Here is a 15,798-nt window from a genome sequence, read left to right on the forward strand (position 1 = left end):
AGTCCTTCATTCACATTCAGTTGCCGGCGCTTTCCATGCGCCGCGTCGCAAGAACCCGTTCCAGCCAGCCGATTTCCATTTCCGGCACCGATTTCAACAGCAGATCCGTATAGTCGTCGAAAGGCGGCGACAGTGCCGTCGATTTCGGCCCGAACCGCACCAGCTTGCCTCGATGCATGACCGCCACGCTGTCGGCGATCGCCCGGACAATCGCGATGTCATGGGTGATGAAGATATAGGAAAGCTGCTCTTCTTTCTGCAGGCGCAGCAGCAGCTTCAAAATACCTTCCGCCACGAGCGGATCGAGCGCCGAGGTCGGCTCGTCGCAGAGGATGAGCTCAGGCTTGGCTGCGAGGGCTCTGGCGATCGCCACGCGCTGCTTCTGGCCGCCGGAGAGTTCAGCTGGGTAGCGATCGACGAAGCCCTTGCCCATTTCGATCTGGTCGAGCAACTCCTTCACCAGGGCGGTCTTTTCCGCACCTCTTAGGCCGTAATAGAAGGTCAATGGCCGGCCAATGATGTCGCGCACCGTCTGGCGCGGGTTCATCGCCGTATCGGCCATCTGATAGATCAGCTGAATGCGCCTGAGATCATCGTTCGTCCGGCTCTTGAGAGCCGGCATCAGCACCTTGCCGCCAAAGACGATGCGGCCGCTGCTCGGCGGCAGCAGACCGGTGATGACCCGCGCCAGGCTCGATTTTCCCGAGCCGGATTCGCCGACGACTGCAAGTGTCTGCCCCTTCGGCACGTGCAGCGACAGATCGTGGAGGACCTTGAAGCCATTGGAATACTCGGCGCTGACATTCTCAATCTTGAGAAGCGCCGTGGATTGGTCGGCGGCTTCCTCGCGATAGGCCTGCCTGACATTGACAAGTGCGCGCGTATAATCTTCCCGCGGCGCCTCGATGATCTGCTGGACACTGCCATATTCCACCTGGTTGCCGTGACGCAGGACCATGATGTCGTCGGAGATCTGGGCGACGACGGCAAGATCGTGGGTGATATAGAGGGCGGCCGTACGCGTTTCCTCGATGGCATGTTTGATCGCCGCCAGCACGTCGATTTGCGTGGTGACGTCAAGCGCCGTGGTCGGTTCGTCGAATACGATCAGTTCAGGGTTAGGGCAGAGCGCCATCGCCGTCATCGCCCGCTGCAGCTGGCCACCCGAAACCTGATGGGCGAAGCGCTCGCCGAAACTTTCCGGATTGGGCAGGCCGAGGACACGGAACAGATAAAGCGCGCGCTTGCGCGCCTCGTCCCTGCTCATCAGCCCATGTTTGACCGACGCTTCGATCACCTGATCGCCGAGGCGGTGCGCCGGATTGAAGGCGGCTGCCGCCGATTGGGCGACATAGCAGACCCGGGCGCCGCGGATTTTCTGGATGCCGTTCTTCCCCAGCGCCAGAATGTCGGTGCCGCCTAGCCGCACCTCGCCGCCGGTGATTTCGGCGCCGCCGCGGCCATAGGCCAGTGCCGAGAGGCCGATCGTCGACTTGCCGGCGCCCGATTCCCCGATCAGGCCGAGAACCTTGCCCTTCTGAAGATCGAAGGAAACGCCGTCGACGATCGTCACCCGCTTGGGCGGTTCGCCGGGCGGATAGCTGGTCGCCTCGATCTTCAGATTGCGGACGGAAAGAAGCTCAGGCATCGCCACGCCCTCCCTTGAGGCTGGATGTGCGTTTCAGCAGCCAATCGACGACGAGGTTCACGCAAATGGCAAGCACGGCGATCGCCGTGCCCGGCACAAGCGCGGCCGATATCCCGAAGATGATGCCGTCCTTGTTGTCCTTGACCATACCGCCCCAATCGGCCGCCGGCGGCTGAATGCCGAGGCCGAGGAAGGACAACGTCGAGAGGAACAGGATCGAGAAGGCGAAGCGCAGCCCGAACTCGGCCAAAAGCGGCGAAAGCGTGTTCGGCAGGATTTCGCGAAAGATGATCCAGAGTTTGCCCTCGCCGCGCAGCTTCGCCGCCTCGACGAATTCCATCACCGCGACGTCGAGCGCCACGGCGCGGCCGAGGCGATAGACCCGGGTGGAATCGAGGATGGCCATGACGAGGATCAGGACGACGATGTTCTGCGGCAGGACCGCCAGCACCACCAGAGCGAAGATCAGCGTCGGGATCGACATCATCAGGTCGTTGAAGCGCGAAAAGACTGTGTCGATCAGTCCACGCGAAACCGCTGCGGTGAAACTCAAAATGACGCCGAGCGAGAAGGAGATGATGGTGGCGGCGGAGGCGACGAGCAGCGTCGTACGCGCGCCGTAGATCAGCCGCGAAAGGATGTCGCGGCCGAGATTATCGAGGCCGAAGATATATTTTTCGTCCGGCCGCTGCCAGACGTCGCCGACGACCTGCGTCTCGCCGTAGGGTGCGATCCAGGACGCGAAGATCGCGAAAATGAAGGCGATGGCGATGCCTGTCATGCCGATCCAGGCGGTGATGGGAATGTCTCTCGCTCTCATCGCGGATGCCTCAGCCGGGGATTGGCGATGATCGCGAGGATATCGGCCATCATGTTGAGGAAGATGTAGACGGCCGCGAAGATCAGACCGCAGGCCTGCACGACGGGCATGTCGCGCACCGTGACCGCATCGACCATGTACTGGCCCATCCCGGGATAGACGAAAACCACCTCGACGACGACGACACCGACCACGAGGTAGGCGAGGTTCAAAGCGACGACATTGATGATCGGCGCCAGCGCATTGGGGGCGGCATGTTTGACGATCGCGCGGAAGGCGCTGAGGCCCTTCAGTTCGGCGGTCTCCATATAGGCCGAGGACATGACGGAGAGGATCGCCGCCCGCGTCATGCGCATCATGTGCGCGAGCACGACGAGCACCAGGGTCGCCGTCGGCAGGGCAATCGCCTTCAATCGCTCGACGAAGCCCATGCTGTCATAGACCGTCGCCGGAAAGGTGGCCATGCCAAGTTTGACGGCGAAGAACAGGATCAGAAGGTAACCGATGAAGAATTCCGGCAGCGAGATCGCCGCCAGCGAAATCACGTTGATGATCTTGTCGGGCATGCGGTTGCGGAAATGCACCGACAGCATGCCGAGCCCAACGGCGAGCGGCACCGATATGACAGCTGCGAATCCCGCCAGGAAAAGCGAATTTCCCAAGCGTTTGCCGATCTGCTCGCTCACCGAATTCTTGCTGGCCCAGGAGGTGCCGAAGTCACCCTGGACGGCGTTGCCGAGCCATTCGACATAACGCGTCGTGACCGGGCGATCGAGGCCGAGATCCTGGCGAATATTGGCGACCGCCTGCGGCGTCGCCGATTGGCCGAGATAGGTGGTGGCAAAGTCGCCGGGCAGAGCTTCGAGACCGCCGAAGATCAGGATGGAGACGGCAAAAAGCAGAACGATGCTGAGCAGCAAGCGCTCGAGGATGAGGGCGAGCAACGGAAAACGATGCCGGAACCCAAGGCCGGGCAAGATATTGCTCGGGGCAGGATTGGTCATGGCGGAGGCCTCTCGTAAAACGTCAGGAGGGACCGCAGGTCTGATCCCGCGGCCCCGGCTTCGTCGGAGATCGAAGGGCGTTATGCCCCTCAGGCGTCCAGCCAGACGCGGGTTGCGACGTAGCCGTTCGACATATCGTTGCCGATGTCGTGGACATAGCCTTTCACCTGCTTGGTGGAAGCGTTCACGAAGTCGTTGAACATCGGCAGGATCACGCCGCCCTCGTCGCGCACCATCATCGCCATGGTGCGGTACATATCCTTGCGCTTTGCTTCATCGAGTTCGGAGCGCGCCTGCAGCAGCAGCTTGTCGAAGTCAGGACGCTTGAACTTGGTGTCGTTCCAGTCCGCTGTCGAGAGATAGGCGGTGGAATACATCTGGTCCTGCGTCGGCCGCCCGCCCCAGTAGGAGGTCGAGAAGGGCTGGACGTTCCAGACATTGGTCCAATAGCCGTCGCCCGGTTCGCGTTTGACCTCGATCTCGATGCCGGCCTTCTTGCAGCTCTCCTGATAGAGGACCGCCGCATCGACGCCGCCGGGGAAGGCGACTTCGGAGGTGCGCAGAAGAACCGAGCCGCTATGGCCCGATTTCTTGTAGTGGAAGGCCGCCTTGTCGGGATCGTACACGCGCTGCTCTATACCCTCGGGGAAGAGCGCATAGGTGCTGTTGATCGGGAAGTCGTTGCCGACCTTGCCGTAACCGCCGAGGATCTTCTCCACCATGGTCTCGCGGTCCATGGCGTATTTGAGGGCCAGGCGCAGATCGTTATTGTCGAACGGCGCCTTGTCGCAGTGCATGATGAAGACGTAATGGCCGCGGCCGGCGGTCGAGAGAATCTCAACATTGGGCGCACGTTTCAAGAGATTGACGGTCTTCGGATCGACGCGGTTGATGTAGTGCACCTGGCCGGAAGAGAGTGCCGCGATGCGGGCAGTGGCGTCGTTCATGCCGATGATCTCGATCGAATCGACATAACCTCGGTCGCTGCGCCAGTCGTCCTTGTTTTTCTCGAAGGTGGCGCGAACACCCGGCTCAAAGCTCGCCAGCTTGTAGGGACCGGTACCGATCGAGGCTAGCGGGTCGTCGACGCCGCCGTTCGGCTGGATGACCAGATGGTAGTCCGACAGCAGCAGCGGCATATCGGCATTGCCTTCGCTGAGCGTCAGGACGAGGTTGCCGCCGTCGGCCTTGATCTCCTTGATCGAGCCAAGCACGCCGAGCGCGCCGGATTCCGACTTCGCATCGGTGTGGCGCTTCAGCGTGGCGACGACGTCGTCGATCGTCAGCTCCTTGCCATCGTGGAACTTGACGCCCTTGCGTATCTTGAAGGTCCAGGTGACTGCATCCTTCGACGGCTCCCAGGATTCGGCGAGCGCCGGCACGGCGGCCCCCGTCAGCGGGTCGGACTCGACCAACATGTCTCCCCAGCAGCGGCCGACGCAGAACATGAACTGCGACAGGAATTTCGCCGGGTCCTTGGAATCGGTGGCCGCACCCCCTTCGAGGCCGAGCTTCAGATGGCCGCCGCGCTTCGGTTCGGCGGCTTCGGCACTTTCGGTGAAGAGCTTGTCGGCGACGGCAAGCGTGATGCCGGCCGCCATGGCGCGTCCCATGAATTCGCGGCGGCTTAGCCCGCCGGCGGTGACGCGGCTTGCGAGATATTTGCTGTAGTCGTTCATTCCCCAGTTCCTTCTTTGTGGTGCGTTGACAGAACTTCCGGGCAGGATCGCAGACGGTTCCTCTCCGCCTCCGGAGCCCGCATCATTCGGGAAAATATCGCGGTTGCTGCCGCCTCCTTATTGTCCTTTCCAAATGGGGCTTCGTTTTTCGGCGAAAGCCCGCGCGCCTTCCAATTGGTCCTCGCTCGAATAGAGCCTGTCGACCGTTGCAAACTGCCGTTTGGTGATCTTGTTCATGGCAGTCTGGAACGTCGAACCCTCCGCTTCGCGCACGATTTCCTTGATGGCCGCATAGACCAGCGGCGGCCCGCTTGCGAGCAGCCGGGCAAGCTCCCAGGCTCTCGCCATCAGTTGCTCGGCCGGAAGGATTTCGTTGACGAAACCCCAGCGATGCGCCTCGTGGACATCGAGCCAGCGTCCGGTCAAAAGCATGTCCATGGCAATGTGGTAAGGTATGCGTTTCGGCAACTTGATCGAAGCCGCATCGGCAACTGTGCCCGAGCGGATTTCCGGCAGCGCGAAACTCGCATGCTCGGCGGCGATGATCAGATCTGTCGAAAGCGCAATCTCCAGCCCGCCGCCGCAACAGATGCCGTTGATCGCTCCGATGACCGGCTTGTTGAGATCGCGTAGCTCCTGCAGCCCACCGAAGCCGCCGACACCGTAATCGCCGTCGACCGCATCGCCTGATGCCGCCGCCTTGAGATCCCATCCGGCGCAAAAGAACTTCTCGCCAGTGCCCGAGACGATGGCGACACGCAATTCAGGATCGTCGCGAAAATCCCGGAAGATCAATCCCAGGGCGCGGCTGGTAGCAAGGTCGATGGCGTTCGCCTTCGGCCGGTCGATGACGACTTCGAGCACTCCGCCGTCCTGTCGTGTGCGAATGTGGTCGCTCAACCTATGCTACCTCCTTCGCCGTATCAGGGCATCGACTGCGGCAACACCTTGCCCTTCGGGAAGAACCATCAATGGATTAATGTCCAGTTCCTCCAGGCATGCGGCGTTCTTTACGACATAATCTGCCGCTGCTGCGATAGCGACGACAGCGGCGTCGAGATCGCCTTTCGGCCGCCCGCGATAGCCATAGATCAATTTTGCCACTTTGAGGCGCGAAATTGCCGCATGAATCTCAGTTTTCGTCGCCGGAAGCGGCAGGATGACGGAATCGTCAAGTAATTCAACGAAGATTCCGCCCGCTCCCACAGCGAGGGACAAACCGAAAACAGGATCACGGATGGCACCGACAATGAGCTCGGCCACCGACGGACCGATCATCTTTTCGACGAGATAGCCGTCAGCCGACCCCATTGTCGCCGCCGCGTTCGACACGGCCTCACCGTCCCCGAGGTTGAGCGAGACGGCGCCGGCTTCGGTCTTGTGCGCAATGCCGAGCCCCTTCAGCACGACAGGGAAACCGAGTCGCTCGGCCTGCTCGGCAGCTTCACGAGAAGAAAAAGCCTGCAGCCCCCGGGGAACGGGGAGGCCGCAGGCGGCAAGCTCCGTTTTCGCATCGGCTTCCGTCAGCGTCTCGATTTCACCGTCCATGGACGGCACGTCGAGCAGCGGCAGGGGAGCCGGGCGATCCCAGACCTTGCCAATACCGGCGGCGACTTCCGCCGCAATGACGGCTTCGTCGATGCCTGAGAAGGCGACGATGCCATTCGCCATCAGCCGATCGGCGATCGGCTCGGGCATATTCTCCGGAAGAGTGGCGAGAAGGCCGGCCAGCGCACCGGTGGCAGAGGCCGCAGCAATGACTGCGTCCGCCGTCATCGCCCATTCGGGCGCATCGCAGCGGTCACCACGCGGGAAGTCGAGAACGACGAGATTGAGGGCATAACCGCCTTCGAACATGGCGCTGAAGGCCTCGGTCTGGCGATCGAAATCGCCCCAGACGAAGGTGTGGTAGTCGAGCGGATTGGAGAGCGCCACCATCTCGCCGAGGACACGCCGCAGGCGCGGCAATTGTCGCGGCTGCAGAGCAGGGAATTCGACATTGCGGCCGACGGCGGCATCCGCCATCAGCGAAGCCTCGCCGCCGGAGCAGCTCATCGACGAGATCGAATGGCTTGGAAGAGGGCCGGCGACATGCAGCAGCTTCAGGGTTTCGATGAGCGCCGGCAGGCTCTGCACACGGCCTATACCGAGCCGGGCAAGCACGGCATCGGCCACCGCATCGCTGCCGGCGAGCGAGGCGGTGTGCGATACCGCCGCATGTCTTGCCTGCTCGGACCTGCCGACCTTCAGTACGACGACCGGCTTCTTCGACCGGCGGGCAAGGGCGGCGAGGCGTTCGAGGGAAGCGGGCTCGCCGAAACCTTCGACATGTAGACCGACCGCCGTGACGCGCGGATCCGCGATCAGCGCGCAGGCGATATCGGCGAGCGATGTCTGCGCCTGGTTGCCTGCCGTGACCACATAGGCAATCGGCAAGCCGCGCGTCTGCATGGTCAGATTGATGGCGATATTGGACGATTGGGTCAGGATCGCGACGCCTTTTTTGATGCGGCGCATGCCATGCTGATCCGGCCAGAGCAATGCGCCGTCGAGCCCATTGATGAGGCCGTAGCAGTTCGGCCCGAGGATCGGCATGTCGCCGGCTGCCGAAAGCAGAGCCTGTTGCAGTTCGGCGCCGTCGTCGAGTTCCGCCGTGGCCTCGCTGAACCCGGACGCATAACAGACCGCCCCGCCGGCGCCGGCCTCTGAAAGGCTGCGCACGATCTCGACCGTCAGCAGCCTATTGACGCCGACAAAAGCCGCGTCCGGGGCTGAAGGCAAATCGGCGACGGTGCGATAGCAGGGGCGCCCAAGGACATCTTCAAGTTTGGGATGGACGGGCCAGATCTCGCCTGAAAAGCCCATGCGGTCGCACTGCTCGATCACCCTGCGGGCCTCACGGCCGCCGAAGACGGCGATCGTTTGCGGTCTGAGGAGGCGGTCGAGCGGGCGAGACGTCATCGGCTCACGCTCCCAACGGCCGAAGCAGATCGCGGCTGATGATGTGCCGCTGGATTTCTGAAGTGCCGTCCCAGATCCGCTCCACACGCGCGTCGCGCCAGAAGCGGGCAAGCGGAAGGTCGTCCATCAGGCCCATGCCGCCATAGATCTGGATCGCCTCGTCGGTGACGCGGGCGAGCATTTCGGAGGCGTAAAGCTTGGCCGAGGCGATCTGCCGGTCCGCAGGACGGCCAGCGTCGACCTGCCAGGCCGCGGAAAGCGTCAGCCAGTCTGCCGCGTCGATCTCGGTGATCATATCGGCGAGCTTGAACGACACGCCCTGATTGGCGCCGATCGGCTTGCCGAACTGCTTGCGTTCGGCGGCATAGGGCAGGGCCATCTCGAAGACGCGACGCGCCCGGCCGACGCAGGTAGCAGCGACCGTCAGCCGGGTGCCGTAAAGCCACTGATTGGCGATATCGAAGCCACGATGCACCTCGCCCAGCACCTGGGCTTCGGGAATGCGGCAGTCTTCGAAGCTGAGCGTTGAGTTATGATAGCCGCGATGCGAAACAGACTCGTAGCCTTTAAGGATTTGAAAGCCCGGCGTGCCGCGATCCACCAGGAAGGCGGTGATCTTCTTCTTGATGCCCTTCGGCGTTTCCTCCTCGCCGGTCGCTGCAAAGACGATGACGAAATCAGCGACATCGGCATGCGAGATGAAGTGTTTCGTGCCGTTTAGCACGAAGTCGCCGCCGTCGCGGCGGGCCGTGCATTTCATGCCGCGCATGTCGGAACCGGCATCCGGCTCGGTGATCGCAAGCGCATCGATCTTCTCGCCGCGCACCGCCGGCAGCAGATAACGTTCGCGCTGCTCGCCCTCGCAGGCCATCAGGATGCCGGAGGGCCGGCCGAAGAAAACCGTGAGGCCCAGCGAGCCGCGCCCGAGCTCCCGCTCGACCAGAGTGAAGGTGACATGATCGAGGCCGGCTCCGCCGATCTCCTCCGGAAAATTGCAGGCGTAGAAGCCGAGATCGATGCACTTGCGCTGGATCTCGCGCCCGAGCTCCGGCGGAACGATGCCGGTGCGCTCCACCTCGTTTTCATGCGGGTAGATTTCGGTTTCGACAAAGGCGCGAACCGTGTCGACGATCATTTCCTGTTCTTCGCTGAGACCGAAATCCATGCCGCTCCTCCTATCGCCTCTGGCCGACGTGACGGCCGGCGCCTTCGGGCAGCGCCAATTCCGAATGTGCCGTGGCGATCGCCTTGATCTTGTTGAGCACGACGGCCGGCGCCGGCATGGACTTGCCCAGCTTGCTGTCGACGTGCAGCAGCATGTGCTCGGCGGTCGCGAGAGCTTCGCCCGTCGCCGTGTCGTGGAGAGTGTGGAAGACATGCAGCCGTTTGTCGTCGGCGGCCAGAACCTGGCAGGTCGAATGGATCGCCTGCCCGAGCCTGGCCTCACCGAGATGGCGGATATGGCTTTCCACCGTATAGTAGCTATGGCCGGCCTCGACATAGGCGAGATCGACGCCGACAAGACGCAGCAGCGCGTCCGAGGTATCGCCGAAAACCTGCAGATAGCGATGCTCGGTCATGTGGCCGTTATAATCGACCCAGGCAGGGCTCACCTTGGTTTCTACGAGCCTCAACGGCTCCGACGGATCGAAGGACGCGACCGCACCGCCGCCTTTCGCCCAAAGCGATTGTTCGAAATCCTTCATCAGCTTGCCGGCGCCCCAGCCCTTGCCACTGTCGCCGCCCTTGAGGGACTGAAGGATGCCGACGAGGTTTTCGTCGCGGATGCCTTCGAGCTCCCGGATCGAAAGCCCGGCGGCCTGCTCGTCGGATTGCCGGCCGATCTTTTCGATCAGCGCGTCGTCGAGATCGACGACATCGGTGAGCTTGGTCCACGGCCAGGCGAGACAGGGACCGAACTGGGCGAGGAAGTGGCGCATGCCGGCCTCACCGCCGGCGATGCGGTAGGTCTGGAACAAGCCCATCTGCGCCCAGCGCAGACCGAAGGAATAGCGGATGACGTCGTCGAGCGTCTCGACGGTGCAGATATCGTCGTGGATGAGCCACAAGGCTTCGCGCCAGAGTGCTTCGAGCAGCCGGTCGCCGACGAAGGCCTCGATCTCCTTGGCGATGTGGACGCCCTTCATGCCGATCGGCGGCAGTCTTTCCATCGCCGCCCGGATGGTCGCGGCCGAGGTCTTCTCGCCGCCGACGATTTCGACGAGCGGCAGCAGATAAACGGGGTTATAGGGATGGGCGACGAAGAGGCGTTCGGGATGTTTCATGTCCTGCTGCAGATCGGTCGGCAGCAGTCCAGAGGTGGAAGAGCCGATCAACGCATCGGGACGCGCCGCGGCATCGATTTGCGTCAGCACGCCGCGCTTTAGGTCGAGCCTTTCCGGCACGCTTTCCTGGATCCAATGGGCATCGGCGACAGCTTCCTCGAGCGTCCTGCAGAAGGTCAGCCGGCCGCGCGGCGGCAGCGGTGCGCCGGTCAGCATGGCATAGGCCTTTTCGGCGTTGGCAATCACTTCGCCGACAATCCGGCCCGCCTCCGGATGCGGGTCGAACACGTCGACGTCGATGCCGGCGAGCAGGAACCGGGCAATCCACCCGCCGCCAATGACGCCACCGCCGATGCAAGCCGCTTTGCCGATCCCTGTCATACCGCCCTCAGCGCTTCGTCAGTTTGAGTTTCTTGCGGACGTCTTCGGGGCCGATGATCCGCGCCCCCATGCCTTCCACCACCTGCACCGCCTTTTCGACGAGCTGCGCATTGGTGGCGAGCTGGCCCTTGCCGACGAAAAGGTTATCCTCCAGGCCGACACGAACGTTGCCGCCGGCGAGAACCGCCGCCGCCGGATAGGCCATGGCGTTGCGGCCGATCGAAAACGCCGAAAAGGTCCAGCTCGAAGGCACGTTGTTGACCATCGCCATGAAGGTGTTGAGATCGTCGGGCGCGCCCCATGGAATGCCCATGCAGAGCTGGATCAGCACCGGATCTTCGATCAGGCCTTCCTCAGCGAGCTGCTTGGCGAACCAGAGATGGCCGGTGTCGAAAGCCTCGATCTCCGGCCGCACGCCAAGGTCGGTCATCTTCCTCGCCATCGCCCGCAACATCGCCGGCGTATTGGTCATGACATAGTCGCCGAGATTGAAGTTCATCGTGCCGCAATCGAGCGTGCAGATCTCCGGCAGGCATTCGGCGACATGGCTGACGCGCTCGGTGGCGCCCGCCATGTCGGTGCCGTTAGCATTGAGGGGAAGGGGGCTTTCGACATCGCCGAAGATCAAGTCTCCGCCCATGCCGGCGGTAAGATTGAGGACGACGTCGACGTCGGCCGCGCGGATGCGTTCGGTGACTTCCCTGTAGAGATCGTTGCGGCGGCTGGCGGCCCCCGTTTCCGGATCGCGGACATGGCAGTGAACAACGGCCGCCCCAGCCTTGGCGGCGTCGATCGCGGAATCTGCGATCTGCTTGGGAGTAATGGGAACGTGGCTGGATCTGGAAACCGTATCGCCGGCGCCGGTCACCGCACAGGTGATGAAGACATCGCGGTTCATCGCAAGAGGCATGTTTTTGTTCTCCCGTCTTGTCCAGCATTACGCGCCAGGACGGACAATGATGCTTTGCATTATCAGAAGCGATTGATACATTATCAGAACGGAGGAGCTACCTTGCTACAACGTTCGACGGAACGGCTGGATATCGATCTTCTGGTTCTTGCCGATACCAACCTGATCCTGATCGCGTCGGTCATTGAGCCGCTGCGCGGTGCCAACCGTATTTCCGGCAGCGAGCTCTATCGATGGCGGCTGCTGACGTCGGACGGAGCGCCAATCCTCACGACCAGCAATATCGCGGTGCCCGCGGAGGGAACCTTCCGGGCGACGGTCGAGGATAATCCGCTGTTCGTGCTGGCAAGCTACAACTGGCGCCGCAACGCGACGCCGGCGCTCAAGATGCAGCTCTCCCAGGCCGCCCGCCACCGCTCGGTGATCGCCGGCATCGAGTCAGGTACGTGGCTGCTCGCCGAGGCAAGTCTCCTCGACGGGCAGCCGGCGACCGTTCATTGGGAGGATTACGAGGATTTCGCGCTTGCCTATCCTGAGGTGAGGGCCGTCAAGGACCGCTTCGTCATCGACGGCAAACGACTGACGACGTCAGGTTCGCTTCCGACCGTGGACCTGATGTTGGAGATCATCAGGCAGCGGCAGGGTTATTCGCTGGCGCTCGAAGTCAGCCGGCTGTTTCGCTACGAGCAGCCTTCCTTCCATGGCGACGAGCCGCTTTCCGCCGCTTCGGCAGGGCTTCGCATGCATGATCCCCGGGTGAGCCAGGCGGTGCGGCTGATGGAGGAGCATATCGAGCAGCCGCTCATTCTGGCGCGGCTCGCCCGCAGGGTAGGCATCAGCGCCCGGCATCTGCAGGACCTCTTCCAGCAGAGCCTCGGCGCGCCGCCGCATGTGCACTATCTGGCGCTGCGCCTGAACGCGGCGCGCCGCAAGGTGATCGAGACGACGGCTTCCTTCGCCGACATCGCGGCGGCAACCGGCTTCAATTCGGCCTCGGCCTTTGCCAGAAGCTACCGGGCGAGCTTCTCCGAGAGCCCCTCCGAGACCCGCCGCCGCTTGCGCCGCCGCATCACGCCACCGGCGGCGCCGACGTAGGCTGGAACGCGTCCCGAACCATCTCTGCGAGTTCCCGGATGGCTTCGGTGGAACGGTACGTGCTGCGGCGGAGCACGACCTTCGAGGAGTCAACCGGCGGGAATCCGTCCTCGGCGGTCAGTTCCCGGCAGCCAGGCGGGATGCTGCTGCGGGAAAGCGTCGTCACGGCAAGGCCGGCGGTCAGCGCATTCTTCAGTCCTGAACCCGTATCGGCGATAAAAGCAATGCGATAGTTGCGACCGATCTGCTCCAACGACCTGAGCGCAAAATCACGTGACCAGGTGGAGTTGCGATAGGTCGCGATGGGTAGGGGATCGAGATCGTGCAGCCGGTGGACCATCGAGGTGACCCAGACTGTGGGATCGATGCAAATGACTTCGCCTTTCGTCTGGTCGCTCCAGTCGAAAACGACGGCTAGATCGAGTTCGTCCCGCTCCAGGGCGGCGAGATTGCGTGTTGTATAATCACAGGAGACGGTGACCTCGACCGCGGGATGGCGAACCGCGAAGGCCGCAAGCGCCGCCGGTAGCACCGTCTGGCTGTATTCCTCGGGAATTCCGATGCGCACCGGGCCGTCGAGCGGCTTGCTGCGGATCGTCGCCGCCGCCTCGTTCAAGAGGTCGATCACCCGGCGGGCATAGGGCACAAGCTGTATGCCCTGGCGCGTCAGCAGCACACCGCGGGCGCCGCGCTCGAACAGGGTTTCGCCGATCGCCTCTTCGAGCCGCTTGATCTGGGTGCTGACGGCTGATTGCGTTCGCCCGATGCGCTGGGCGGCTGCAGAGAAGTTGGATGTCTCGGCGACGACCAGAAAGGTTCGTAGCAGATCGCTTTCGACCGGTTCATGCATGGGACGGCCATAGAAAAAATCGATGATAGCCATCTCTACTATTCGTTTGTCTTATGTCAATTCCCGGCGCAGAAATGGGCGGCGTTCGACTTCCTTCTTTGAGAATCTCTGCGTGACCATCGACAATTCGACCACACGCCTCGCAGGCAGCGAGCACGAGAAGGGTGTGCTTCTCATCGTTGCCGCGACGCTTGCCTGGAGTGCCAGCGGCGTTTACTCCCGGCTACTTACGACCGACGTATGGACGGCGATCGCCTGGCGGTCGTTGTTCGGAGGCCTGTTCCTGCTGATCCCCTGCCTTTTCCTCGAAGGGGGCATCTCGCGGCGGCAATGGCGTTCCGTTCTCCATCCGTCTGGTCTAGCGATGATCGCATGCCAGACCTTCAGTCAGGGATGCTTCATCGGGTCTCTCTACATGACCACCGTCGCCAACGTGACGATGATCTATGCGACCACGCCTTTCATTGCGGCCTTGTTCGGCTGGCTCATCCTGAAGGAGAGGGTGGCCAGGCGGACGCTGATTGCCGGCGGCATCTCACTCCTCGGCGTCGCCGTCATCGTCGCCTCGTCGATCGGCGGCGGCACCGGCTGGGGTGATCTGCTGGCGCTCGGCATGACCGCATCCTTCGCGCTCGTCATCATCATTCCGCGCATCAATCCTGATGTGCCGAGCCTGCCGCCGACCGTCGTCAGCGCTTTCCTGACCCTCGTCATCTTCGCGCCCTTCGGTTCGGTCGGTTCTCTCGACCTGCACAATTGGATCGTGCTTGCCGCCTTCGGCGCCACTAATTTCTCGCTGGCGCTGGTGCTCTTCCTTGCCGGGGCAAAGCGGATGCCGCCAGCTGAGGCGGCGCTGATCGGCACGATGGAAATTGTGCTGACGCCCTTCTGGGTCTGGCTGCTATTTTCCGAACAGCCGCCCGTCGCCACCTATTTCGGCGGTGCCATCATCCTCGGCGCCGTGTTCTGGCATACGGCGGTCGACTTCAACCGGAGCCGACGGCCGTACCACGGCTAGGTGCCGCCGATCTTCCGGTCGGCTGACGCGACGGTTTTGGGCTGTCGCTCATGCGCTGATGAGCGACCAAGCGATTGCCGTCGCGGCCGCTTCACCCGGCGCCGCGCCAGACTTACACGCCAGGTGGCCTCGGCCTCAACTAACCGAAGAACGCACGAAGCTGAGCGAAAAACCCGCCTGGTTTGTGAGCCGCCATCTTTCGTACCCGCCGCGCCAGTGTTGCCGCGCTGACACGTTCACCGAAATGACAAAAGCAGACAAGGTCGTGCAATTGCTCGTCGCTGAGTTCGAAGAACCGCCTGGCTTCTCCATAGCTGTCGTTTTCCATTCCTGCCGCGCGCAGAATGGGATCAGCAAACGCAACTGAGATCGGGGTGTCGTCATCCCGCAATGCAAGCCGGTCTGCAATCGGCTGATACTCGGTTTCGTGAAGCGTCTTGAGAAACGGTCTGGGGCTGCGTTCCAGACTGTCGGCCCACCGCTCAAGCCGTTCGCGCCTCGTCATTTCAAGGCGATCATAGGTCGTGCTGACCTTTGCAATCGCTTTTAACTGCTCAAGTGCATGCTGTTCCATTTCGGCCTCCTATCCCCGGAAAAATAGATGGTCCGCTCCCGAAAATAGCCTCGCTCAGGTCACAGCCGAAGTCCAATCACGATTGAAAACGGCATCTGCCGCAGGCCAATGGATGTGTTCACAGGTGACACGAATTTAGGCGAGGAATCGCGACAGCGGCGATCACGTCATCCGAAGCGATCCGGAAAACCGCCGCATTCGCGGGATCAACGTGTCGTCGTCCATGGAAAGCCATTGCGCCTTTGCCGACTGTCGTCTTGAGAGGCACCCATGTCGTTTTTTCGGGCTCTGTTTTCCGTCAGGCATGGTTTGTTGGTCATGTTCACGGCGCTGCCCGCAAGCTGGCGACATGAACGATGCGAGGCCGGCCGCCGACCGCGCTACCCGGCAACGGTAGAAGAACTGAACTCCTCAAGAAGATCGCCGGATTGACATCCGGAGATCGTGATGGATCGAAAGGAGGTTCTGGAGCTCGAAACCAGCTCTTTGCGCAGCAGATCTACGGATTGCGGCGGGCGATGACGAGCGGAACGACAGGCCAGACCTATCGTTTTCACTCTCTCCTCGATCCAG

Annotated in this window: 13 protein-coding genes; 2 read left to right on the plus strand and 11 right to left on the minus strand. The window is 62.3% G+C overall.

Annotated elements, in window-relative coordinates; genetic code table 11:
- Positions 1-16: 16 nt before the first annotated feature.
- The 9 genes from GA0061105_RS11025 to bcoG form a co-directional block, all read right to left on the minus strand.
- Entirely contained in the window at positions 17-1,648 is a 1,632-nt protein-coding gene (locus GA0061105_RS11025; RefSeq protein ID WP_092750136.1) for an ABC transporter ATP-binding protein, read from the minus strand.
- The gene (locus GA0061105_RS11030; RefSeq protein WP_092750139.1) at positions 1,641-2,468 is read right to left on the minus strand and encodes an ABC transporter permease; all 828 of its coding nucleotides are present in this window, start codon (positions 2,466-2,468) and stop codon (positions 1,641-1,643) included. The genes GA0061105_RS11025 and GA0061105_RS11030 overlap by 8 nt, the downstream gene beginning before the upstream one ends.
- A complete protein-coding gene (locus GA0061105_RS11035) occupies positions 2,465-3,472 on the minus strand; it encodes an ABC transporter permease (protein ID WP_092750141.1) in 1,008 nt (335 codons plus the stop codon). Before GA0061105_RS11035 ends, GA0061105_RS11030 begins: the two co-directional genes overlap by 4 nt.
- 89 nt (positions 3,473-3,561) lie before the next feature.
- Complete coding sequence (locus GA0061105_RS11040; RefSeq protein ID WP_092750143.1) at positions 3,562-5,151, minus strand: ABC transporter substrate-binding protein; 1,590 nt, start codon at positions 5,149-5,151, stop codon at positions 3,562-3,564.
- A 117-nt stretch (positions 5,152-5,268) separates the two neighbouring features.
- A complete protein-coding gene (locus GA0061105_RS11045; RefSeq protein ID WP_092750145.1) occupies positions 5,269-6,051 on the minus strand; it encodes a carnitinyl-CoA dehydratase in 783 nt (260 codons plus the stop codon).
- A 6-nt stretch (positions 6,052-6,057) separates the two neighbouring features.
- Positions 6,058-8,112, minus strand: a complete 2,055-nt coding sequence (locus tag GA0061105_RS11050; protein WP_092750147.1) for an acetate--CoA ligase family protein — start codon at positions 8,110-8,112, stop codon at positions 6,058-6,060.
- Positions 8,113-8,116: 4 nt separating this feature from the next.
- Positions 8,117-9,277: an acyl-CoA dehydrogenase family protein gene (locus GA0061105_RS11055; RefSeq protein ID WP_064695153.1), complete on the minus strand. Its 1,161-nt coding sequence runs from the start codon at positions 9,275-9,277 to the stop codon at positions 8,117-8,119.
- A 10-nt stretch (positions 9,278-9,287) separates the two neighbouring features.
- A complete protein-coding gene (locus GA0061105_RS11060; protein ID WP_092750149.1) occupies positions 9,288-10,778 on the minus strand; it encodes a carnitine 3-dehydrogenase in 1,491 nt (496 codons plus the stop codon).
- A 7-nt stretch (positions 10,779-10,785) separates the two neighbouring features.
- Positions 10,786-11,688, minus strand: a complete 903-nt coding sequence (gene bcoG, locus GA0061105_RS11065; RefSeq protein WP_092750151.1) for a 3-dehydrocarnitine:acetyl-CoA trimethylamine transferase BcoG — start codon at positions 11,686-11,688, stop codon at positions 10,786-10,788.
- A gap of 102 nt (positions 11,689-11,790) precedes the next feature.
- Here bcoG and GA0061105_RS11070 point away from each other — a divergent pair, with 102 nt between their 5' ends.
- A complete protein-coding gene (locus GA0061105_RS11070; RefSeq protein WP_092750153.1) occupies positions 11,791-12,783 on the plus strand; it encodes a GlxA family transcriptional regulator in 993 nt (330 codons plus the stop codon).
- Here the strand turns inward: GA0061105_RS11070 and GA0061105_RS11075 are convergent.
- On the minus strand, positions 12,758-13,633 hold the full coding sequence (locus GA0061105_RS11075) for a LysR substrate-binding domain-containing protein (protein WP_092750340.1): 876 nt from the start codon (positions 13,631-13,633) through the stop codon (positions 12,758-12,760). The two genes, GA0061105_RS11070 and GA0061105_RS11075, sit on opposite strands and share 26 nt — an antisense overlap.
- A 112-nt stretch (positions 13,634-13,745) precedes the next feature.
- Between GA0061105_RS11075 and GA0061105_RS11080 the strand changes: the two genes are divergently transcribed.
- On the plus strand, positions 13,746-14,651 hold the full coding sequence (locus tag GA0061105_RS11080; RefSeq protein ID WP_092750155.1) for a DMT family transporter: 906 nt from the start codon (positions 13,746-13,748) through the stop codon (positions 14,649-14,651).
- Positions 14,652-14,790: 139 nt separating this feature from the next.
- Here GA0061105_RS11080 and GA0061105_RS11085 read toward each other — a convergent pair whose 3' ends face one another.
- Positions 14,791-15,225, minus strand: coding sequence for a hypothetical protein (locus tag GA0061105_RS11085; RefSeq protein ID WP_064695159.1), 435 nt, complete (start codon positions 15,223-15,225; stop codon positions 14,791-14,793).
- Positions 15,226-15,798 lie beyond the last annotated feature (573 nt).

Source organism: Rhizobium aethiopicum (assembly GCF_900094625.1).
In the GTDB taxonomy this organism is placed as follows: domain Bacteria; phylum Pseudomonadota; class Alphaproteobacteria; order Rhizobiales; family Rhizobiaceae; genus Rhizobium; species Rhizobium aethiopicum.

Bases quoted from the DNA above. Each gene is read 5' to 3' on its own strand.
- GA0061105_RS11050 (WP_092750147.1), bottom strand. From the start codon at position 8,112: ATGACGTCTCGCCCGCTCGACCGCCTCCTCAGACCGCAAACGATCGCC.
- GA0061105_RS11085 (WP_064695159.1), bottom strand. From the start codon at position 15,225: ATGGAACAGCATGCACTTGAGCAGTTAAAAGCGATTGCAAAGGTCAGC.
- GA0061105_RS11030 (WP_092750139.1), bottom strand. From the start codon at position 2,468: ATGAGAGCGAGAGACATTCCCATCACCGCCTGGATCGGCATGACAGGC.
- GA0061105_RS11060 (WP_092750149.1), bottom strand. From the start codon at position 10,778: ATGACAGGGATCGGCAAAGCGGCTTGCATCGGCGGTGGCGTCATTGGC.
- bcoG (WP_092750151.1), bottom strand. From the start codon at position 11,688: ATGCCTCTTGCGATGAACCGCGATGTCTTCATCACCTGTGCGGTGACC.
- GA0061105_RS11025 (WP_092750136.1), bottom strand. From the start codon at position 1,648: ATGCCTGAGCTTCTTTCCGTCCGCAATCTGAAGATCGAGGCGACCAGC.
- GA0061105_RS11075 (WP_092750340.1), bottom strand. From the start codon at position 13,633: ATGCATGAACCGGTCGAAAGCGATCTGCTACGAACCTTTCTGGTCGTC.
- GA0061105_RS11035 (WP_092750141.1), bottom strand. From the start codon at position 3,472: ATGACCAATCCTGCCCCGAGCAATATCTTGCCCGGCCTTGGGTTCCGG.
- GA0061105_RS11040 (WP_092750143.1), bottom strand. From the start codon at position 5,151: ATGAACGACTACAGCAAATATCTCGCAAGCCGCGTCACCGCCGGCGGG.
- GA0061105_RS11055 (WP_064695153.1), bottom strand. From the start codon at position 9,277: ATGGATTTCGGTCTCAGCGAAGAACAGGAAATGATCGTCGACACGGTT.